Below are 19,732 nucleotides of genomic sequence, written 5' to 3'. Positions count from 1 at the left end.
CCTAGGCTGGGACGGGTTCCAGGAATCCCGCTAGCCGCTGGGTGATCAGCTGGTCGGCCTCGTCCATGATGCGATCGAACAGTTCTTGCACCGTGGGAATGTCGCGGATGAGCCCGACCACCATGCCACAGCTCCAGGCGCCGGCATCCATCTTGCCTTCCACCATTACGCGCGGGTAGACGCCAGCGACCTGCTCCATGATGTCGTCGAACTTGAGATTGGCGCCCTTCTCCTTTTCGATCTGGATCAATTCCTCGACCGACGAGTTCGTCAGGACGCGCTCTGTGTTGCGCAGGCCGCGCATGACGAGCCTGGTGTCCAGCTCGGTTGCCGCGACAATCGCGTCCTTCACGTTCTGGTGCACCGGCGCTTCCTGGGTGGCCACGAACCGGGTCCCCATGTTCATGCCTTCCGCGCCCAAAGCGAGTGCCGCCACCAGGCTGCGCGCGTCCGCCATCCCGCCAGAGGCTACGAATGGGATCTTCAGCTCCTCTGCGGCCCTAGGCAGCAGGATCATGTTCGGCATGTCATCCTCGCCCGGATGGCCGCCACATTCGAAGCCGTCGACGCTCACGGCGTCGCATCCAATCGCTTCGGCCTTCAGCGCGTGCCGAACGGAGGTGCACTTGTGGATGACCTTGATGCCGAACTTCTTGAACGCGGGCATGTAGGCCTCAGGACTGCGTCCTGCTGTCTCGACGATGCGCACCCCGCCCTCGACGATCGCAGCGATGTATTCGGGGTACGGTGGCGAGGCCAGTGTGGGCAGGAACGTAAGGTTCACCCCGAACGGCTGGTCCGTCATTTCGCGGCAGCGGCGGATCTCCTTCGCCAGCAACTCTGGCGTTTTCTGGGTCAGGCCGGTAATCAACCCCAGGCCGCCGGCGTTGGACACTGCCGCGGCCAGTTCAGCGAAGCCGACGTAGTGCATGCCGCCCTGGATGATGGGGTGGCGGATGCCGAAGAGTTCAGTGATGCGTGTTTTCATGTGTCGTCTTTCACCAGGTTTCCATGTAGGGGCGCAGGTCCATCTCGAATGTCCAGGCATCACGCGGCTGCGTGTGCAGGTACCAGTAGTTCTCCGCGATATGCTCGGGGTTCAGGATGCCGTCCCGTTCCTTCAGCGCGTAGCGTTCGGGGAACTGCGTGCGGATGAAGTCCGTGTCGATCGCACCGTCCACCACAATGTGTGCAACGTGGATGCCCTTGGGCCCGAGTTCGCGCGCCATGCTCTGCGCTAGCGCTCGCAGAGCATGCTTGGCGCCGGCGAACGCCGCGAAGTTGGCCGAGCCGCGGATGCCCGCCGTCGCGCCGGTGAAAAGGATCGTGCCGCGGCCGCGCGCGACCATCCGGCGGGCGACCTCGCGCGCGTTGAGGAAGGCGCTGAACGTGGCCATCTCCCATATCTTCATGTACTTGCGTCCCGTCTCTTCCAGGATGCTGCTGGGCACATTGGCGCCGATGTTGAACACGAACACCTCGATCGGGCCGCGCTCTTTTTCGATCTGGTCGATCAGCGCGACGACGTCCTCCTCCTTGCGCGCATCCCTGCTGTAGCCGAATGCCGCGCCGCCGGCCGAGCGGATGCGCTCCACGGCGGGCTCCAACTTGTCTGCTGATCGGCGCGTGAGGCACGCCACGTAGCCCTCGCGGGCGAATCGCGCGCCGATCGCACTGCCGGTGGCGTCGCCTGCGCCAATGACGAGCGCCACGCCGCGAGGGTCTGTCGACTTGTCCATGTGTCTCTCCTTTAAATAACGAGCGTTCAGTTATGCAACGATATTCAATGCACGATCGTTTGTCAAACGAATTGGCGGACCAGACAAGTCCCGTTGACAGGCGCCTGGAAATGAAATAGCGTCCGTTTACCAAACGCTCGTTAATTTAAAGGAACCATGATGCGCAGAACCGTTGATTTCTTCTTCGACGTCGGCAGCCCGGCCTCGTACCTGGCCTGGACGCAGTTGCCCGGAATGTGCGAGAGCCACGGCGCGGAACTCGTTTACCGGCCGATGCTGCTCGGCGGTGTCTACCAGGCCACGGGCAACGCCTCGCCCGCCACCATCCCGGTCAAGGGGCGCTACGTACAGATGGACTACGAACGCCACGCCCGCCGCTATGGGGTGCCCTTCAAGGAGAACGTGCACTTCCCCATCATCACGCTGTTCCTGATGCGCGCGGTGACCGGCGTCCAGCTGCGCCGCCCCGAGCAGTTGCAGCAACTGCTCGGCTGCGTGTTCAAGGCGCTCTGGATCGATGCGCTCAACCTGAACGAGCCGCAGCTCACGGCCGACATCCTGAAGGCCGGCGGCTTCGATCCGGCCGAGATCGAGCGCCTAACGCAGGACCCGGAGACCAAGGCCGCGCTCAAGGCCACGACCGAGGAAGCCGTCAAGCGCGGCGTGTTCGGGGCCCCGACGATCTTCGTCGGCGATCAGATGTTCTTCGGCCAGGACCGGATGGACTTCGTGCGCGAAGCGCTGGCGGCCTGAGCACCGGCGTCATCAGGAGACAACCATGGAACAACGACTCTGGCATGCGGCCTACCCGGCCGGCCTTCCCCGAGACCTGGACATTGAGGAGAGCGAGACGCTCGTGACCTTGCTCGAGCGTGCCTTTGCGCGGTACGCCTCGCGCACCGCGGTCAGCTGCGCGGGTGAATCCCTGACCTTTGCCGAAGTGGAACGTGCATCGGCGCTGCTCGCGCGCTCGTTGCAGGCCGCAGGTCTCCAGCGCGGCGATCGCGTCGCCCTCCTGTTGCACAACAACCTGCTCTATCCGGTGGCTTTGGCTGCGATCCTGCGCGCCGGCATGGTGGGCGTGACCATGAATCCCCTCTACACGACCCGCGAGTTGCTCCACCAGCTGGGCGACTCCGGCGCCGCCTTGTTGCTCGCCGGAGAGCCGTTCGTGCCGCTAGTAAGCGAGGTGCTGGACCAGACGCAGATGCGCCATGTCCTGACAGTACCCATGCAAGGCGTGAGGCAGGTACTGCTCGCTCCCGCCGCCCAGTCCGCGGCGCAGGCCGGCAGCCGGGACGCCCGGGTCGTATCGCTGCGCGATGCGATTTCGGCCTTGCCGCCATTCGGTTTCGTCTCCCACCAAGTCCAACCCTCGGACCTTTCCTTCCTGCAGTACACCGGCGGCACCACCGGCGTCTCGAAAGGGGCGTCCCTGACGCACCGCAATGTGCTTGCGAGCGTGCTGCAGATGCAATCCTGGCTGCGGCTCGTATTGGATCTGGAAGGCATGGAATTGATTGCGCCGCTGCCGCTTTACCACATCTTCCCGCTTGGCATGACTTTGATGGCCCTGACCTGCGGCGCCCACAACCGCCTTGTTGTCAATCCGCGCGACAGCAAGGCGCTGTGCGACGAGTTGCAGCGGGCACCCTTCGACATGTTGATCGGCGTGAACACGATGTTCAACGCCATGGTGGCCTCGACTGAACTTCCGAAGGTAGATTTCTCCCGCTGCCGCCTGGTCATCGGCGCAGGCGCGTCGATCCAGGCGGCTGTCGCCAAGAAGTGGGTGGAGGCAGGCGGCCCGCCGATCACCGAAGCATATGGACTCACCGAAACTTCGCCCAGCGTCACCTTCAACGCCCCGGGTCGCAACGGCACCATTGGCGCGCCCGTACCATCGACGGACGTCCTGATCGTTGACGACGCTGGGCAACCGGTCCCGCTGGGCAAGCCGGGTGAGTTGCTTATCAAGGGACCGCAGGTGTTCGCGGGCTACTGGAATCGGGAAGAGGAGACCCGCAAGGCATTCACCGCCGACGGCTGGTTCAAGACCGGCGATGTCGTCACGATGGATGCGCAAGGGTTGATGTACATCGTGGACCGGAAGAAGGACATGATCCTGGTGTCCGGCTTCAACGTCTATCCCAACGAGATCGAGGGTGTGGTCGCCATGCACCCTGACGTGCTCGAATGCGCGTGCATCGGCGTGCCGGACGAGCGATCGGCCGAGGCACCCCACGTGTTCGTGGTTCGCCGCTCACCCGGGTTGGTGGCTGAACAGCTCGAAGCGCACTGCCGCAAGCTCCTTGCGCCTTACAAGGTGCCGCGCCACATCACCTTCGTTGAGGCTTTGCCGAAGTCAGCCGTGGGCAAGATCCTGCGAAAGGAGCTGCGACCGCAGAGTGTCTCGGTGGGCTGAACAGCTCGGCATATGCGCTGACTCAGCGCGCGATCTCCTCAACGGATAACCCTTCTATTCACAACATTTTGCCCGGTTCCGACCGGTGCATGGAGACAAAACATGAAAACACTGACTCGCAGACTCCTTGATACCGCTGTCGTCGTGGTCGCGCTGTGCGGCGCCGCCGCCGCCACCGCGCAGCCCTATCCGAACAAACCCATCCTGATCAAGATCGGTTACCCGGCCGGGGCCGGGGTCGACGCTGCAGTACGGCCATCCGTACCCGTGTTGCAGCGCGCCCTTGGACAAAACCTGGTAGTCGACAACATGCCCGGTGCGAGCGGCTCCATCGCGGCGATGAACGTGCTGAACGCGGCGCCCGACGGATACACGCTGCTCGCCACTAACGGTACGGATTTGGCGGTGGCGCCGCTCACGGTCGCTTCGGCCAAGTACACGTCCGACAGCTTCAAGCTCATCGGTTCGTTCGGCAGCGCGGACATGGTCCTCGTCAGTCATCCCGACCGCCCTTTCAACAACCTCAGCGCGCTCGTCGAACAGATGCAAAAGCCTGGCGCGAAGGAGTTGTCCATTGCCCACTGGGGCCAGGCCTCGCTCGCTCATCTTGCGGCCGATGAGTTGCAGAAGCGGGTCGGCGTCAAGTTGCTGGAGGTGCCGTACAAAGGCATCGCTCCCATTGCCACGGCCGTCGGCGGCGGCGACGTGGACCTCGCGTTTGTACCTCTTGGGGGGCCGATCCTGGGAATGATTCAGACCGGGCGGATCAAGGCCATCGCCATCGCGAGCACCAAGCGACATCCGCTCCTGCCGGAGCTCGCGACGCTCGGCGAGCACGCGCGATTCAAGAGCTTCGAGTTCGGCATCTGGGCGGGCTTGCTCGCGCCCGCGCGTACACCCGATAGCGTTGTCGCGCGCCTGAACAAGGCCTTCCACGAGTGGAACGACAGTCCGGAATTTCTCGCGCTCGTGAACGCGCAGGGCTTGCGCAAGCTGGACTCCATGACGCCGCAGCAGGCAGCGGCCTTCTTGCGTGCAGAGAACGAAAAGTTCATCAACATCGCCAAGACCCTTAACCTGGTGCCGCAATAACGCGGCCGCGCGAGAAGGGCCCACACAATGACCGTTCGAGACTTTCACTACTACGAGCCGGCCAACGGCCACGGGCTCAGCCACAACCCGCTCAATGCGTTGGTCGCCCCGCGGCCCATCGGCTGGATCTCATCGCGCGACACGCAGGGGCGGGTCAATCTCGCGCCCTACAGTTTCTTCAACGCGTTCAACTACGACCCACCGATCATCGGATTTTCTTCGATCGCGTGGAAAGATAGCGTTCAGAACGCATCAGAAACGCGCGAGTTCACCTGGAACCTGGTCACCCGTGAACTGGGGGACCAGATGAACCAGACCTCATCACCGCTTCCGCACGGGGAAGACGAGTTCCCGTTTGCCGGCCTTACGGCCGTGGCCGGGCGCAAGGTCAACGTCCCGCGGGTGGGGGAATGCCGCGCAGCCATGGAATGCAAGGTCATCGACATCGTGCAGTTCCGAAATACCGAAGGTAAAGAGGTAGGTGGCTGGCTCGTGTTGGGCGAGGTGGTGGCCGTGTACATCGACAAGGCACTCCTGAGAGACGGCGTTTATCAGACAGCCGAGGCCTATCCGATCATGCGGTCCGGCGGGCTGAACGACTATGTGCAGGTATCGCCAGAAAATGTCTTTCAGATCGGGCGGCTCGCGGGCGCCAGCAGCCCGTCGTCGCATGGCAAGGGATAGCAACATCCGCAAAAGACGGCACGTGCCAAGAACATGCAATGACCGAGAAAGGCGCATTCCTCGGGTTGCGACATGGAGTGCAAGGCAATCGTCGAGACACCCGAGTCGGGGAAGGTCAGGGACTCGCAAGTGAAGGCGATGGGCCCCAGGCCCTCAATGGCCACTCCCGGTCGAAGACCTGCTGCCGAAAGTCATTCTTGGCATTTCCCGTAACCCGATTTCGGCAGATCCCCCCAAAGGAATCCTCGGTGCGGCCGCCGATATCGCGCACAGCGAATCTCGAGATGTCTTCTGAAACTCTTCGGGTTCGTCAAGTGCCATTCGCGCAACGAAGCCGACGACGATCGGTACGGCGCTCGCAAGGAAGGGAACCCGCCATCCCCACGAGAGGAACGCAGCGTCGCTCATCGTGAGAGTCGTGAGCAGGAAAGTCGCACTGGAAAGTAAGAATCCAAGCGCTGGTCCGAGCTGTGCGTACATGCCGTAGTACCGCGCCGATGTACCGGTGCCAACTCCGCCGTCACGACGGTCGCACCGGCCCACTCGCCACCCGCGGCAAGGCCTTGGATGCAGCGTAGAAGCCCCAGCAGGATGGCAGTTCACGCCCCAATTTCCTGTCCCGTGGGTCCCAACCTCGGCCTCTTCAAGACTGGCCCGGTAGGTGCTCGGGTGCTCGGCCCAGTCATGCACACGAAGTGGCCGATGCCCCTGCTCAACCCCTTAGGCGCTGACGTCGACGATGGTGCGGCCGCGAACCTGTCCCTCCAAGATCCGCCCGACGACGGCGGGCACATCGGCCAGGCCGATGACCTGGGTCGTGCGGGCGAGCTTGGCGAGGTCCAGGTCGCGGGCGAGTCGCGACCATGCCTCGACGCGAACGTGCTGCGGGGCATTGACCGAGTCAATGCCGGCGAGGGTCACGTTGCGGAGGATGAAGGGCAGCACCGACGCCGGAAGATCGAGCCCTTGAGCCAAGCCGCACGCCGTCACCACGCCGCGATACTTCGTTTGCGCCAGCACGTTGGCCAAGGTGTGGCTGCCCACCGAATCCACGGCGCCGGCCCATCTTTCCCTCGCGATGGGTGCGCCTGCGTCCGAGAGGGTCTTGCGATCGAGGATCTCGGCCGCGCCGAGATCGCGAAGGTACTGGCTTTCCTGCATCCGTCCCGTGGACGCGATGACGCGATAGCCGAGGTCCGACAAAAGCGCGATCGCGATCGAGCCGACGCCGCCATTCGCGCCAGTGACGATGATGTCGCCACGGTCGGGTGTAATCCCGCCATGTTCCAACGCGAGGACCGATAGCATCGCCGTATACCCGGCTGTGCCGATGGCCATCGCATCCCGGGTCGAGAATACTTCCGGGAGCTTGATTACCCACTCGCCCTTGACGCGCGCCCTCTGCGCATAGCCGCCGTGGTGCGTCTGGCTCAACCCCCAGCTGTTGACGACCACACGGTCCCCGACTGCGATACCGGGATACGACGATGCCTCGACCGTACCCGCCAGGTCGATGCCCGGGATCAGCGGGAACGTCTTGATGACGTCAGTACGGCCGCTGATCGCCAGCGCGTCCTTGTAGTTGACGGTCGAATAGTCGACGGCGATCGACACGTCCCCAGGCATGAGGTCTTGCTCACTCATGTCGACCACGCGGGTCGAAACCGTCTTGCCGTCTTGGGTGGCGAGTAGTGCTTTGAATGTCATGATGCAGCCCTCAAGTCGAGTTTCAAATCTTTTCGGATTCCCGAGTCCAGCAGCCCGGACGGAGCGAACCTGCGCAGGAAGCGCAGGCGGCTGGCAAGGCCCCCGGGGGTGTAGCGCACCTTCGGGTGAGAAGCGGCTGCCGCTTTCAGGACCGCGTCTGCCACCACGGCCGGCTCGTCGGCTGCCGCCATCACCTCGTTCAAGGTTTTGCCCAGAGCCGCCCGCACCTCGCGATACTCATCGAGCTTGGCGTCCGGCTCCACGAAATTCGCGTCGAACCGGGTCTTGGTGTAGGCGGGCTCGATGACCGAAACCCGAATGCCCCGGGTGCGCAGTTCATGGTCGAGCGACTCCGAGTAGCCCTCGACCGCGTGCTTGGTCGCGGCATACAGGGCCCCATAGGGCATCGGCAGGAAACCCAGCACCGAACCGATGTTGATGATGCGGCCTGCGCCCTGCTTGCGCATGTGCGGCACGACGGCACGCGTCATCCGAACGATGTTGAAGAAGTTGGTTTCAAAGATCGAGCGAGCCTGCTCGATCGAGCTCTCTTCCGCGGCGGCAGGGGCAACACCGAAACCGGCGTTGTTCACGAGGAGGTCGATGCGGCCTTCAGTGTGAATCAGTTCCTGCACGACGGCTTCCACCGATTCATCGCTGGTGACGTCCAGCGCCAGCATCGCGAACGGTTGGCTGCCCGGCGGGCCGCCCCGCCTGCTGGTGCCGTAGACCTTGTAGCCCGCGTGGGCGAGCCGCTGGGCAGTAGCTTGGCCGATGCCGGACGAGGCACCGGTGACGAGTGCGACCTTGCTTTTCATCATCGACGTCTTTCAGGCGGGTGTCACGAGATAAACGCCCGGCTCGGCCGAGAGCCCTTGCTTGACCTGGCGTGTCCGCTCGTCGGCCAGCACTTCCTCGGCGCCTGCTTCGACTGCGTCCAGGACGTAGCGCACGACCACGTCGGGCGAGGACTTGGGCATGTCGATCGCGGTTGTCATATCGGTGTCGACGAAGGCGACGTGCATGCCGATTACTTGCGTCTTTTGGGCGCGCAGTTCGTGGCGCAGGCTGTTGGTGAGGCCCCAGGCTGCCGACTTGCTGGCGCCGTAGGTGCCCAGCGTCGGGCGGTTGATCCAGCTCGCGATGGAGAGCACGTTCAGGATCGCGCCACCGCCATTCGCCGCCAGCACCGGCGCGAATGCCTTGCTCAGGCGCAGCGGACCGAAGAAATTGGTTTCAAGCTGGGCGCGCGCCGATTCTTCACTGCCGTCCGCGAGAAAGCCGCCGAAGTTCGCGATGCCCGCATTGTTGATCAGCAGCGTGACGTCGCCGCAACGCGCCGCGGCAGCGTCAACCTCGGCAGGGTTGGTCACATCGAGTTGGATGGGCTCAACGCCGGCCAGGTTAACGCTCGCCGGGTTTCGGGCGCCGGCGTAGACCTTGCGCGCGCCGCGGGCCAGCGCCTCGCGTGCGAAGGCCAGCCCGATGCCACGGTTAGCGCCAGTGATGAAAACGATGGCGTTGTCGAGTTTCATGGTGAGGTTTCCTGGTGATGGGATAGAGGTCAACGAGTCAATATGAGCGTCGTCATATTTGGTTGAATGAAAATTTCCGGACAGGCCGAATTAACATGCGTCAGTGGTGCCGGCGGGTGTCGTACTGGGCAAGCAGCTGCCGGCGCACCGCGGCCAGCAGCGACTTGCCTTCGGCATTGGCGCCAAGGGCGCGCGCCATCTGCAAGGCCCCCACCATCTGGCTCGCGATCGAGGCGGCCGCTTCCGGCTCGACGCCTGGCGGCAATGCCTGCTGCACAGCATCCAGCATCCTTCGGACACTCTGCGCGGCGGCCTTTTGCACCGCCGTCGATTGGCGCGGCATCTCGGACGCGAGCGCGGCCACGGCACAGCCAATTTCGGCGCTCTTCAAGTGGGCCTCAGACAGATAGCCCACGACCAGTTTGTGAAAGGCGCTGATGCCTCGCAGTCGCGCGTCCTGGGCGCTGCTGAGAACGTTCTTGGCGTTCTCGAGCCCTGCGCTCTCGATCGCCTCAACCAGCAACGCATCGCGCGACGGAAAGTGCGCGTAGAAGCCGCCATGCGTCAGCCCCGCCTCTTTCATGATGTCGGCGACGCCGACACCGGCGAAGCCCTCGCGCCGGATCGCCCGCGCGGCGGCTTCAACGATGCGTTGATGGCTCAGTTCCTTGCGGCCGGGTTGGCGGGTCGTGCTCACGGACGGACTCTAGCGAAAAATATGATACATATCATATCATCGGCCACACGCCCTGGCGACCGATGGCATAAGTCGCTCAGCGCCTTGACACGAGGGCCGCGACGGCATACGCTTCAGTTAGTAAACGATCGTTAGTTAATCTGCCGGCGCTTGGAAATAGCGGCGACGCAACTGGACAGCAGCGTTCAAGCCTTCATTGACAAGCGCGCCCCGCAATTCCCACCCTGAAAGCATCCAAGGGCAAACATCATGAGCAAAGACATCGTCATCAGTTCCCCCGTGCGCAGCGCCATCGCCAGTTTCGGTGGATCGCTCAAGACAACGCCTACAGCCGCACTGGGCGCACATGCCATCGCTGCCACGTTGCGCCGCTCCGGGCTCGACCCGGCCCGGGTGGATTCCGTCGTGATGGGCAACGTCGTGCAGGCCGGCAATGGCATGAACGTGGCCCGACAGGCGGCAATCCACGGCGGCTTGCCGGTGAGCGTACCCGCCATGACCGTGAACCGCGTCTGCGGCTCCGGTGCCCAAGGTGTCGCGACCGCGTATGCGGAAGTGCTCGCCGGCGTTTCGCGCATCGTGATCGCCGGCGGTGTCGAGAACATGGACCGCGCGCCCTACCTGCTGCCCGGCATGCGCTTCGGCGCGCGCATGGGAAATGCCGAGGCCATGGATTCGCTGCTGCTCGACGGATTGAATGACGCGTTTTCCGGCAAACATTCCGGCTGGCACACGGAGGACCTGGTGCAGAAGTACGGCGCCTCGCGCGAAGCCCAAGACGCTTTTGCGGCGCAAAGTCAGCAGCGGTTCGCGGCGGCGCAAGTGGCGGGATGGTTCCAGGAAGAGATCGAGCCGTTGACGATCAAGGGCAACAAAGGGGCGACGATCTTCGCTTCGGATGAAGGAAACCGCCCGGACACCACGGTGGAAACGCTCGCACGCCTCAAGCCCGCGTTCCGACCCGACGGCACGATCACTGCAGGCAACGCACCCGGCATCAACGGCGGCGCTGCCGCCATGATCGTCTGTGAAAGTTCGGTAGCACGTGAAGCCGGCCTAACGCCGTTGCTCGCCATCCGCAGCGTTGCGGTGGCAGGTGTCGAGCCGGGCTTCTTCGGCTTGGGGCCTTTGCCGGCTATCCGTCAGGCGCTCGACCGCGCGGGGTGGAAGGTGGGCGACGTCGATCGCTACGAGGTCAATGAAGCTTTCGCGTCCATCGCAATCGTGGTTCGCGATGAGCTCAAGATCGACCCATCACGCTTCAACATCGATGGCGGAGCGATCGCCCACGGCCATCCGATCGGCGCCACCGGCGCGATCCTCATCACCAAGGTCGCCCACGCGCTGAAGCGAACGGGTGGCAGCAAGGCGGTGGTGTCGCTGTGCATCGGCGGTGGGCAAGGCATCGCGTTGTGCCTCGAGCGCGTTTGATCATTCGCGTCATCGCGGCGCCACCGATTTCTCGTCGCAAGTCGCGAAGATGAAATCCGCCGGCTGCGAGCTGGTGGTGCTGGGCACCATTGTCCGCGAAACGGTCGGGACGATGGACGAGGCCAGGAAGACCGGCTTCAACCCGGTCTTCGTGGGCCAGAGCGCCTCCTACACCGACCTCATTCCCAAGCTGGGCGGCAGCATGAGCTCGCCCAGTTGTTGGGTGCTTCGCGCCAGCGCGTCAACTCCGAACTGAAGGCGATGGAGCGCGAGGATGTGATTCGAGTGGAGCGAAGCTGTCTTGTGGTGCGCGACCACGACGCGCAAGCGAATCGTCAAAGAGGACGTGTCAAGTCAATCCTCACCGGCGTCCACTAGCATGGTCAGTCGTCGCGGGCGCGCCACTTCCGCTCAGAGAGAGCACTCGACCGTGACATAGTCAGCGGGGGTGTTGATTTCTATCAACTCGAGGTCGTCGGATTGACGAACGACGTTGTGCGCCACGCCGGCAGGCTGACTGAGGCAGGAGCCGGCAACGACGGTCACTGATTCGGGCATGCCGTCGAACCTGAATTCGACCCAGCCTTTCAGCACGTACACGAAGTGCGCGGTCATGTCGTGCCAGTGCCAACCGGTCTCCTTACCGAATGGCTGGACAGCACGGATGTGTTTGGCGCCGATGCGACCACCCGAAGCGTCTGCCATTCCGAGATCCCGATACTCGACATTCGCGCGAGGGCCATCCCGGTGAAAGCGGCTGTCTTCGAGGGGAGTGTGAACGAACTTGGATTTCGCCTGGTCGAGCGGCAATGGACCTTGGTATCGCGCAGGCTTGCTCATTAGATTTTCCTTCGAAAAGGTCGGATCACATGGAAATCGGCACAAGAGTCTGGAGCGAACCTCCTTGCCGAGCGGAAGCGTAGGCGGCGTCCATGACCTGCATCATTGCCTCGGCGTCGCGCAATGAGGCGATCGGCTTTGCACCCGTGCGACATTCAGATAGCACCCGCCTGACGAACAAGGGGTAGTAAGCATCAGTTTCCAACTCGAGGCGCAGACTCCGGGTGCCGGCGGCAAGGTTGGTACGGTCCCGAATCTCGATCCGGTCGGGGCCCGATTTCGCGTACATGCGATTGGATGAAAGAGTAAACGAGAACTCGCGCTGCTCGTCTGGAGTACTCGGGAAGCTGTATCCGGTCTCCACGAGGCCGATCACGCCATCATCGGTTTGCATCGTCAGCAACGAATAGTCCTCGACGGCGCCTCGGTGTGTTCGAGAGTTCATGGTGGCTGAGACGCGAGTGACCTCCTTGCCGGTCAGCAATCTAAAGAGGTCTATAAAGTGCGTGGCGACATTGATCGTGGATCCGCCGCCGGAAAACGCGGGATCGAGCGCCCAGCCTGAGCCCGCAGCTTCGTAACGGCCAGGCGGACCTACGATGAAACGGAAGGACATGTAGTTGAAGTCCGACGGGATGCTGCCTTCAGCCCCGTTCAGCGCGCGGAGCAGGTCGCTCATGCGAAAGATGAACGGTACCGCGCAATAGAGGTTGGCCTCCTCGGTCAGCATCCGCAGCCGGGTGACTTGCGACATGTTGACGCCACAGGGTTTTTCCAGTGCGAATGGAATTCTTCGTGCGATCAGTGCCTCCGCGAGCGCCGGCATTTCGGAATGCCGGCCGAATACAAACGCAAAATCGACTTGCTCGCGCTCAAGCAGCTCGTAAGGCGACGCATACAGCGTACTCTTGAATCGCGTTGCAATAGCCTGCCCCTTTACTTGCTCTGAATCCGAAACGGCAACCACCTCGATCCCGGGCGCCTCGAGCGCATCGAGATAGAGGGGGACATGCCAATGACTGGCCTCCAGCAATGCGACTTTCATGCGTGTCCTTCTTTCGTGCAGTCATGCAGAAGCGAGGCAAGCGGTTGAACTGGGGCATCTGCCCTAGAGAATTTCGGCATCAAAGGGTTTCCTCCTTGGGCGGAACGGACAGCAGGCCATCTTCCGGTATTGACTTCCCATCCGGGCTGAAATCGAATCCAAGAAAATGCAAGGCATGCAACGCCTGCCCTTCGTGCATCGGGCCTCCGCCTTGGGTGCGACAACCGCGCGCATGAGCGGCGCGGCAAAGCGGCGTCAGCTCGGGCGCATTGATGATGTCTACGACGATGCTGCCGGGATCCAGTCGCTCGGGATTCACGGGCATGGGATCATTCGCGTTCATGCCCAGCGGCGTGGCGTTGATGACGATCTCGAATCCGAGAGGATCAGCTGGGCCAGAATGTGTGGTGCAACCGGTCGCGGTGGCGACGGATTTGGCGAGGTCGTCGGCGCGACGCTGGTCGACATCGAAGATGGTCAACGTCCGGGCGCCCGCGCCTGCGACTGCAAACGCGATAGCTCTTCCTGCACCTCCGGCGCCGACGAGAAGAACCGACTTGTTCGCCGGGTGGTTACCTTCCCACTGCATGCCGAGCACACAGCCGAGGCCATCGAAGATGGCACCGACCCAGCGCCCATCTTTATCGCAACGTATGACGTTGAGTGCGCCGACCTGACGGGCAGTCGGATGCAGTTCGTCGACAAAGGCCAGCATCCGTTGCTTATGAGGCATCGTGACCAGCACGCCGGAGAGATTCCCCAACGCTCGTGCGCCGGTAACGAATGCGGGAAGATCATCGTCCTTGACCACAAATGGGATGCAAACCGCGTCTGCGCGCTGTTCGACAAAGAGCCGGTTCAATAGTTCGGGCGACTTGGCTGTCGTCAGCGGATCGCCCACCAACCCATAGAGTCGGGTTGTTCCAGTGACATGCGGCATCATGCTTTGGCCAGCGCTTCGGTGTAGCGGGTGCGCACCTCGAGCGCCACGGCTGCGGGCGCCAGATCACGCAGGATCATGCGCTGGAAGGCTTCACCGCAGATCTGGTTGAAGGTTGACTGGATGATGGAGTAGTTCACCATGCGGCCGCGTTTTTCCACCAACGCCTTCCAACCCAGCTGGTCCTCGGCTTCCGGCGTCTTGAAGTAGGGGTCTTTGTAGGCGCTGGCGCGCGCCACCACTTCCCCACCTCGTGCGGCGATCGCCTGAGCTGCCGGGCTCGCCATGAACTTGACGAACTCCCATGCGCCGCCCTGGCGTGGCGAATGGCGGTTGATGCACATCTGGAAGCCGTACACCGCGTGCTTGTCGTCAGGCGCCACCGAAGGGGCCGGTGCCCAGGCCAGGTCGTTGGCCACGGCCGCCTTCAGGCCTCGATAGCGGTACAGCCCGAAGGTGGCAGACGCCACCGTGCCCGCGCGCATTCCGTCCTGCAGCTCGTTATAGGCGAACTGCAGGCTCACGGGTGTCGCAGCCTTCTTCCCGAACAGGTCCTTGACGATGCTGGCAGCCAGCAGCAGTCGCTTGTCGCTAAAGCCGATCTCGCGGCCGCTGGGCGCGAAGAAGGGGTCGCTGTTGCCCGCCACGATGGAACTCACAATGAACTCCATGAAGGCCTGCGCACCGCCGATCCCGCCGCTCAGGCCGATAGGGACGCCGTAGGCCATCTGGTTCTGCTTGGTCAGCAGCGGGCCGAGCGCGCCCACCTCCTCGTATGTGCGCGGAGGCGCGGCAATCTTCGCCTCGTCGAACTTGCTCTTGCGGTAGACGTAGATCGGGATGCGATAGTCCTGCTGGAGGCCCCAGATCTTGCCGTTGACGCGCGTGTGGTCCAGGCCGATCAGCCAGTCCGTGGTGTCCACCTTGTCGCGCGCGATCAGCTCGTCGATGGCCAGCACCGAGCCGGTGGCTACGAACTCGGGCATCTGGAAGTTGTTCACGCGGATCACATCCGGGCTGTCCGACTTGGCGCGCGCCGCGCGTACGCCGTTTTGCCCGGCGGGGTCTACCACCACGCGCACCTTCACACGCGGCTGGCTGGCCTCGAAGGCCGCGATCATCTGCGTCTGCGCCGCCGCGCGCGGGTCGTTGGTATTGGCCGGGTCGAGAAAGGTGTCGTAGGCGATGGTCTCGGTGGTCTGCGCGAAGACCCGGCCCGCGGGCGCGCCGAGCATGGCGGCCATGCCACCGAGGAAGATGCGCCGGTTCGTGCGGGACACTGGCTTCTGTTCGTTCATGTTTGCGGGTTTCTGCTCGGTCATGTCTTGTCTCCTGGTTTAAGTAAGCATGTGGCGGGCTAGCCTTTGACGGCGCCGGCGGTCAGGCCGCTGATGAACCATCGCTGCGCGAGCACGAAGATGGCGACGATGGGAAGGGAGGACACCACGGCATAGGCCATGACGTACGACCAGGTGATGCCGATGCTGTCAAACACCTGGTTGACCAGGGCCACTTGCATCGTGCGGTGCGCTACCTCAGGCGCGAACGCGGCCACGGTGATGTAGTCGTTCCAGGTAGTGATCATGCCGATCACGGCGCTTGCGGCGATGCCGGGTCGCACCAGAGGCAGGATGACCCGTGTGAAGGTTTGCCAGTGATTGGCGCCGTCCACCTGAGTGGCCTCGTCCAGTTCGCGCGGCACGGCATCCACGAAGTTCTGCATGAACCACACCGTCTGCGGCACCAGGCGCGCGGCCTGCACCACGATGATGACCGCAGCGTTGTTCAAGAGGCCCAACGCGTCCAAAAGGAAGTACGTTGGCACCAGCAGCGCAACGCCGGGGATCATGGACGTGGACAGGATCATCAGCATCACGGCGCGCTTGCCGCGGAACTCAAAGCGTGACGCTGCGTAGCCGGCGGGCGCGGACAGCAGTACCGCCAGCGCGACCGCGCCGACGGCATAGAGCACCGAGTTGAACAGGTCGGAGCCGAAAGTCTGGTTCCGGAACACCGCCTTGTAAGCAGAGAGGCTCGGCTCGGTAGGAAAGAAGGTGGGCGGGTAGGCCATGACGTTGGCCTCGCTCTTGAGCGAGGTGAGCACGGCCCAGGACAGCGGGATCAGCACGACCAGTACCAAGGCCGTCAACACGGCCCAGGACAGCATCTTTTCGGAACGGCGGATATGCATGGTGTTCAGCCCGATACGCGGCCGGTGAGCCGCGTGTAAAGGTAGCCAAGGAAGAGATTGACCCCCAGCACCACGACGGAGATGACCGATGAGGGCGACAGGTCGACGGAGCGGAAAGCGCTGGAGAACACCTCGAAGCTCCAGGTGGCGGTCGAGCCCAGCGGCCCGCCGCCAGTGAGCACCAGGATCAGCGTGATGAGCGTGAGATAGAGGATGCCCAGCGCCAGGGCGGTGCTGCCCAGCGTGGGCGCGATGTGCGGCCACACCGCGTGGCGCAGTCGCGCGCGCAGGCCGCCCCCGTCAATGTCGATCGCTTCATACAGCTCCGCCGGGATGCTTTGCAGCGAGGCGCTCATCATCACCATCACGTAGGGAAAGGACCACCACGCGGTGACCAGGATGACGAGAAGGAGCGCCAGCGAAGGTTCACCCAGCATCAGGCCGGGCTCCACGCCCAGGGACCGCATCAGATAGCTCATGGGCCCGTAAGAGGGATTGAGCAGCCACAGCCAGAAGCAGCCCACCACGCCCATAGACAACGTCCAGGGCAGCAACAGCAGGGTGCGCATGTACGCAGCGCCGCGCGCAATGTTCTGCAGCGCAAGGGCGCAGGCCAGACCTATGGGCAGCACCACCGCCAGCGCGCCAAACACGTACAGCAGGGAGTTGAGGCTGAGTTCGAGGAAGGCCGGGGAAGTGAGCACCGCAACGTAGTTCGCCAGGCCCACGCCCTCCACCACTTCATAGAGGCGCGTGCGGTGGACGCTCAGCCACAGCACCACGGCCGTGGGGTAGAGCGTGACGGCTAGCAGTATGGCAACGGCCGGCGCGAACCAGGCAAAACGCGCCCAGAAGCCCGGCGGCCGAGGGTCGGTCTGCAGCGCAGTCGCGGCCTCCGTGTAGGGAATGGCATTCATTAAAGGTGGCCTCGCGTAGAACGGCGTTCCACTGTAAGTGTCGCGGGGCTGCTCGACACTCGGGAAATCCCTCGATGTTGCGCCGAACGTGAGTGCTAAATTGGAACCATGTTCTAAATACATGGAGATTCCGTGGCCACTGGCGACATGATCGAGCGCGTGCTGGACATCCTCACGCTGCTGGCCGATCACCCCCAAGGCCTGCCGATCAGCGATGTCTCGCGGCGGCTGGACCTGCCCAAGAGCGCCGTGCACCGGCTGCTGGCCGTCTTGGTGAGGCGGGGACTGGCGGTGCAGGACGAGTACAGCCAGCGCTACCGCATGACGGTGAAGCTGGCCGCCATCGGCTTTCGCTTCCTCGCCGCCTCCGGCATCACGGAGATTTGCCAGCCCTCCCTGGACCGGCTGGCCGCGCGGACCGGAGAACTGGTGCGCCTCGCATTGGTGGAAGACGATGCGCTGATCTGGATCGCCAAGGCCCAGGGCGCCCTCTCCGGCCTGCGTTACGACCCGGATATGGGCCAACCCGTGGTGCTGCACGCCACCGCGACCGGCAAAGCCTGGCTCGCAACCCTGGACGAGGCGCAGGCCGTGGCCTTGGTCAAGGCGCGCGGCTTCGTCGTGCCTTCCCGGTTCGGCCGGCCCGTCGTGCGCGATGAGGCCAGCCTGCGTGCCGAGCTCGCGCTGACGCGCAAGCGCGGCTACGGCACTTCCATCGAGGAAGGGGAACCAGGCACGTGCGCGGTGGGCTGCGCCATCGTGGACCCGCAAACCCGCCGCGCGATCGGTACCGTCAGCGTGGCCGGTCCCGTGGCGCGACTCCCGCCGGAGCGCATCGCCGCCATTGCGCCCGACGTGCAGGCCACCGCAGCGGAGATCGCCGACCTTTGGCCCAGCCGCAAGGTGATGGAGGCCATGATGGGGCAGACGCCGCTGAAAGTGGCCAATGGCTGATGGCACGATGAGCGACGAACGCCTGGCGTGCGAGCTCGCTGTCGCGCGCCGCACCAATGGCTTCATTACGGCTCACGCTCTCGAGCACCTGGATGACTTCGAGGGCGCCTATCGTCTGCAGGAGAGCGTGCGCGCCGAACTCGGCGGCACGGTCGTGGGCTGGAAGCTCGCGGCGCCGCCCGCCGCCGAGGTGATCTCGGCGCCCCTGTTCGACATCGGCTGCATGGCGTCCGATACCGTCCTCGCCGACACCGCGCTGCTGCGCGATGGTGTCGAATGCGAACTGGCCTTGCGCATCGACCGCCCCTTGCCCTTGGGCGGATGCACGCGCGACGACGTGATGGCCGCCGTGGGCGCCATCATGCCGGCCTTCGAGCTGCTGTGCAGCCGTTTGCCGGCCAGGTTCGCCTCGCCGCGCGAACACATCGTGGCGGATGGCATGGGCCACGGCGCGGTGGTGCTCGGTGCGCCGTGCAGCGACTGGCGCCCGCTGGAGTTCGACAAGCTGCGCGTGACGCTGTGGGCCGATGAGGCGCCCGTGGTCGACAAGCAGGGCGGCAATCCTTTTGGAGACCCGCTACTCGCGGTCGCCCTGCTCGCCAACCACCTGGCGCTGCGCGGCCAGACCCTCGCGGCGGGGACTTTTGTGCTGGCCGGTTCCCATACCGGCGTCCATCGTGCGCGGCCCGGCGAGCGGCTGCGCTGTGTTTTCGAAGGGGTCGGACAAGTTGCGCTCAAACTGCGCGAGGCCGAGCCCCCAACATTCAAGGAGCAAAACCGTGCTGGCAGGTGAAGGTGCAGTGGCTATCTGGAACGACATCGCCGAGGCCGGGCGCGCGGAGTTTTACGCCTGGCACCTGCACGAGCACATGCCCGAGCGCGTGGGCATTCCCGGCTTTGTGCGGGGGCGCCGCTATCGAGCTGCCGATGGAGCGACACAGCCGGAGTTCTTCACCCTGTACGAAACATCGAGCTTTCAGGTTATCCAGGGCAGCGACTATCTTTCGCGCTTGAACGACCCTACGGAATGGACGCGTGCGACCACCGCACATTTCCAGACGACCACGCGCTCACTCGCGCGCGTGGTGGCCAGCCACGGCGTGGGCTCGGGTGGCGCGATGCTGACCATGCGCTTCGACATCGCAGACGACGCTGTGCACGACATGGTGCCGCGTCTCACCTCGGCAATGGAAGCCGCTGCACGGTTGCCACGCATCAGCGGTGCGCACCTGCTGCGCTCCGATGCCGGCGTATCGGGCCAGTCCACAACGGAAAGCAAGGACCGCAAGGACCTGTTGGCACCGGCCCGCTGGGTAGTGTTGCTGGAGGGCTGCGACGTCGACGCCTTTGGCGCGGCCCTCGCGCTACTGCGAGAGTTCACAGAACTGCGTGAAGCCGCCGTGGGCGGCTACATGCATGAATACACACGGCTGAAGACTGCCTGGCAAGCGGGATGAGAGATTACGACTCGCCACTGGACCCGGAGTTGCGCGCGGTGCGGCGACGCAGCGGCACGCGACTGACTTCGCGCGGCA

General features: G+C 63.9%; 20 protein-coding genes and 2 pseudogenes. 10 read left to right on the top strand and 12 right to left on the bottom strand.

The window, feature by feature from the left end:
* Position 1 precedes the first annotated feature (1 nt).
* Together AC3A6B_RS09720 and AC3A6B_RS09715 are read right to left on the bottom strand one after the other, a co-directional pair.
* Positions 2–988 carry an NAD(P)H-dependent flavin oxidoreductase gene (locus AC3A6B_RS09720; RefSeq protein ID WP_487836516.1) on the bottom strand — a complete coding sequence of 329 codons (987 nt, stop codon included), beginning with the start codon at positions 986–988 and terminating at the stop codon, positions 2–4.
* A 10-nt stretch (positions 989–998) separates the two neighbouring features.
* Positions 999–1,739, bottom strand: coding sequence for an SDR family oxidoreductase (locus AC3A6B_RS09715; RefSeq protein WP_487836515.1), 741 nt, complete (start codon positions 1,737–1,739; stop codon positions 999–1,001).
* A 159-nt stretch (positions 1,740–1,898) separates the two neighbouring features.
* On the opposite strand from AC3A6B_RS09715, the gene AC3A6B_RS09710 reads away from it, so the two are divergent.
* The 4 genes from AC3A6B_RS09710 (at position 1,899) to AC3A6B_RS09695 (ending at position 5,940) form a co-directional block, all read left to right on the top strand.
* A complete protein-coding gene (locus AC3A6B_RS09710; RefSeq protein WP_487836514.1) occupies positions 1,899–2,492 on the top strand; it encodes a 2-hydroxychromene-2-carboxylate isomerase in 594 nt (197 codons plus the stop codon).
* A 25-nt stretch (positions 2,493–2,517) separates the two neighbouring features.
* Complete coding sequence (locus AC3A6B_RS09705; protein ID WP_487836513.1) at positions 2,518–4,164, top strand: AMP-binding protein; 1,647 nt, start codon at positions 2,518–2,520, stop codon at positions 4,162–4,164.
* Positions 4,165–4,266: 102 nt separating this feature from the next.
* Positions 4,267–5,256 carry a tripartite tricarboxylate transporter substrate binding protein gene (locus tag AC3A6B_RS09700; protein WP_487836512.1) on the top strand — a complete coding sequence of 330 codons (990 nt, stop codon included), beginning with the start codon at positions 4,267–4,269 and terminating at the stop codon, positions 5,254–5,256.
* A 27-nt stretch (positions 5,257–5,283) separates the two neighbouring features.
* Positions 5,284–5,940: a flavin reductase family protein gene (locus tag AC3A6B_RS09695; protein ID WP_487836511.1), complete on the top strand. Its 657-nt coding sequence runs from the start codon at positions 5,284–5,286 to the stop codon at positions 5,938–5,940.
* A 720-nt stretch (positions 5,941–6,660) separates the two neighbouring features.
* On the opposite strand, the gene acuI is transcribed toward AC3A6B_RS09695, so the two are convergent.
* The 4 genes from acuI to AC3A6B_RS09675 all read right to left on the bottom strand — a co-directional run bounded on the left by acuI (position 6,661) and on the right by AC3A6B_RS09675 (position 9,879).
* Positions 6,661–7,647: an acrylyl-CoA reductase (NADPH) gene (gene acuI / locus AC3A6B_RS09690; protein WP_487836510.1), complete on the bottom strand. Its 987-nt coding sequence runs from the start codon at positions 7,645–7,647 to the stop codon at positions 6,661–6,663.
* Positions 7,644–8,465 (bottom strand): oxidoreductase, encoded by an 822-nt coding sequence (locus tag AC3A6B_RS09685; protein WP_487836509.1) that lies wholly within the window; start codon positions 8,463–8,465, stop codon positions 7,644–7,646. Before AC3A6B_RS09685 ends, acuI begins: the two co-directional genes overlap by 4 nt.
* A 12-nt stretch (positions 8,466–8,477) precedes the next feature.
* On the bottom strand, positions 8,478–9,182 hold the full coding sequence (locus AC3A6B_RS09680) for an SDR family oxidoreductase (protein WP_487836508.1): 705 nt from the start codon (positions 9,180–9,182) through the stop codon (positions 8,478–8,480).
* 100 nt (positions 9,183–9,282) lie between these two features.
* Positions 9,283–9,879 carry a TetR/AcrR family transcriptional regulator gene (locus tag AC3A6B_RS09675; RefSeq protein WP_487836507.1) on the bottom strand — a complete coding sequence of 199 codons (597 nt, stop codon included), beginning with the start codon at positions 9,877–9,879 and terminating at the stop codon, positions 9,283–9,285.
* A gap of 246 nt (positions 9,880–10,125) precedes the next feature.
* Between AC3A6B_RS09675 and AC3A6B_RS09670 the strand changes: the two genes are divergently transcribed.
* The 3 genes and pseudogenes from AC3A6B_RS09670 to AC3A6B_RS09660 all read left to right on the top strand — a co-directional run.
* The gene (locus AC3A6B_RS09670; RefSeq protein WP_487836702.1) at positions 10,126–11,310 is read left to right on the top strand and encodes a thiolase family protein; all 1,185 of its coding nucleotides are present in this window, start codon (positions 10,126–10,128) and stop codon (positions 11,308–11,310) included.
* A gap of 13 nt (positions 11,311–11,323) precedes the next feature.
* Positions 11,324–11,509: pseudogene (locus tag AC3A6B_RS09665) on the top strand (ABC transporter substrate-binding protein); the annotation flags it as partial.
* Positions 11,509–11,688, top strand: a pseudogene (locus AC3A6B_RS09660) (helix-turn-helix domain-containing protein); the annotation flags it as partial. The pseudogenes AC3A6B_RS09665 and AC3A6B_RS09660, both read left to right, overlap by 1 nt.
* A gap of 33 nt (positions 11,689–11,721) precedes the next feature.
* Here AC3A6B_RS09660 and AC3A6B_RS09655 read toward each other — a convergent pair.
* From AC3A6B_RS09655 to AC3A6B_RS09630, 6 genes are all read right to left on the bottom strand, one after another.
* Positions 11,722–12,150: a cupin domain-containing protein gene (locus AC3A6B_RS09655; RefSeq protein WP_487836506.1), complete on the bottom strand. Its 429-nt coding sequence runs from the start codon at positions 12,148–12,150 to the stop codon at positions 11,722–11,724.
* Positions 12,151–12,175: 25 nt separating this feature from the next.
* On the bottom strand, positions 12,176–13,195 hold the full coding sequence (locus tag AC3A6B_RS09650; protein ID WP_487836505.1) for a Gfo/Idh/MocA family protein: 1,020 nt from the start codon (positions 13,193–13,195) through the stop codon (positions 12,176–12,178).
* Positions 13,196–13,274: 79 nt separating this feature from the next.
* Positions 13,275–14,138, bottom strand: a complete 864-nt coding sequence (locus AC3A6B_RS09645; protein WP_487836504.1) for a shikimate dehydrogenase family protein — start codon at positions 14,136–14,138, stop codon at positions 13,275–13,277.
* On the bottom strand, positions 14,135–15,457 hold the full coding sequence (locus AC3A6B_RS09640; RefSeq protein ID WP_487836503.1) for an ABC transporter substrate-binding protein: 1,323 nt from the start codon (positions 15,455–15,457) through the stop codon (positions 14,135–14,137). Before AC3A6B_RS09640 ends, AC3A6B_RS09645 begins: the two co-directional genes overlap by 4 nt.
* A gap of 35 nt (positions 15,458–15,492) precedes the next feature.
* Entirely contained in the window at positions 15,493–16,326 is an 834-nt protein-coding gene (locus tag AC3A6B_RS09635) for a carbohydrate ABC transporter permease (protein ID WP_487836502.1), read from the bottom strand.
* A 5-nt stretch (positions 16,327–16,331) separates the two neighbouring features.
* On the bottom strand, positions 16,332–17,243 hold the full coding sequence (locus AC3A6B_RS09630) for a carbohydrate ABC transporter permease (RefSeq protein WP_487836501.1): 912 nt from the start codon (positions 17,241–17,243) through the stop codon (positions 16,332–16,334).
* Positions 17,244–17,375: 132 nt separating this feature from the next.
* Between AC3A6B_RS09630 and AC3A6B_RS09625 the strand changes: the two genes are divergently transcribed.
* The 3 genes from AC3A6B_RS09625 to AC3A6B_RS09615 are packed head-to-tail and all read left to right on the top strand — an operon-like array spanning position 17,376 to position 19,654.
* Positions 17,376–18,197 (top strand): IclR family transcriptional regulator, encoded by an 822-nt coding sequence (locus AC3A6B_RS09625; RefSeq protein WP_487836500.1) that lies wholly within the window; start codon positions 17,376–17,378, stop codon positions 18,195–18,197.
* 7 nt (positions 18,198–18,204) lie between these two features.
* Positions 18,205–18,990, top strand: coding sequence for a 2-keto-4-pentenoate hydratase (locus tag AC3A6B_RS09620; protein ID WP_487836499.1), 786 nt, complete (start codon positions 18,205–18,207; stop codon positions 18,988–18,990).
* Positions 18,977–19,654 (top strand): hypothetical protein, encoded by a 678-nt coding sequence (locus tag AC3A6B_RS09615; RefSeq protein ID WP_487836498.1) that lies wholly within the window; start codon positions 18,977–18,979, stop codon positions 19,652–19,654. The genes AC3A6B_RS09620 and AC3A6B_RS09615 overlap by 14 nt, the downstream gene beginning before the upstream one ends.
* Positions 19,655–19,732: the final 78 nt, after the last annotated feature.

The sequence above is a fragment of the Variovorax sp. Soil_C_33 genome (assembly GCF_057656935.1).
Note: the sequence above shows the minus strand (reverse complement) of the source record. Positions and strands in the feature narration are given on the sequence as shown.

Coding starts and splice junctions, on each gene's coding strand:
- AC3A6B_RS09680 (WP_487836508.1), bottom strand. CDS start 9,182: ATGAAACTCGACAACGCCATCGTTTTCATCACTGGCGCTAACCGTGGC.
- AC3A6B_RS09640 (WP_487836503.1), bottom strand. CDS start 15,457: ATGACCGAGCAGAAACCCGCAAACATGAACGAACAGAAGCCAGTGTCC.
- AC3A6B_RS09720 (WP_487836516.1), bottom strand. CDS start 988: ATGAAAACACGCATCACTGAACTCTTCGGCATCCGCCACCCCATCATC.
- AC3A6B_RS09635 (WP_487836502.1), bottom strand. CDS start 16,326: ATGCATATCCGCCGTTCCGAAAAGATGCTGTCCTGGGCCGTGTTGACG.
- AC3A6B_RS09685 (WP_487836509.1), bottom strand. CDS start 8,465: ATGAAAAGCAAGGTCGCACTCGTCACCGGTGCCTCGTCCGGCATCGGC.
- AC3A6B_RS09710 (WP_487836514.1), top strand. CDS start 1,899: ATGCGCAGAACCGTTGATTTCTTCTTCGACGTCGGCAGCCCGGCCTCG.
- AC3A6B_RS09645 (WP_487836504.1), bottom strand. CDS start 14,138: ATGATGCCGCATGTCACTGGAACAACCCGACTCTATGGGTTGGTGGGC.
- AC3A6B_RS09630 (WP_487836501.1), bottom strand. CDS start 17,243: ATGAATGCCATTCCCTACACGGAGGCCGCGACTGCGCTGCAGACCGAC.
- AC3A6B_RS09620 (WP_487836499.1), top strand. CDS start 18,205: ATGAGCGACGAACGCCTGGCGTGCGAGCTCGCTGTCGCGCGCCGCACC.
- AC3A6B_RS09655 (WP_487836506.1), bottom strand. CDS start 12,150: ATGAGCAAGCCTGCGCGATACCAAGGTCCATTGCCGCTCGACCAGGCG.
- AC3A6B_RS09705 (WP_487836513.1), top strand. CDS start 2,518: ATGGAACAACGACTCTGGCATGCGGCCTACCCGGCCGGCCTTCCCCGA.
- AC3A6B_RS09695 (WP_487836511.1), top strand. CDS start 5,284: ATGACCGTTCGAGACTTTCACTACTACGAGCCGGCCAACGGCCACGGG.
- AC3A6B_RS09650 (WP_487836505.1), bottom strand. CDS start 13,195: ATGAAAGTCGCATTGCTGGAGGCCAGTCATTGGCATGTCCCCCTCTAT.
- AC3A6B_RS09715 (WP_487836515.1), bottom strand. CDS start 1,739: ATGGACAAGTCGACAGACCCTCGCGGCGTGGCGCTCGTCATTGGCGCA.
- AC3A6B_RS09700 (WP_487836512.1), top strand. CDS start 4,267: ATGAAAACACTGACTCGCAGACTCCTTGATACCGCTGTCGTCGTGGTC.
- acuI (WP_487836510.1), bottom strand. CDS start 7,647: ATGACATTCAAAGCACTACTCGCCACCCAAGACGGCAAGACGGTTTCG.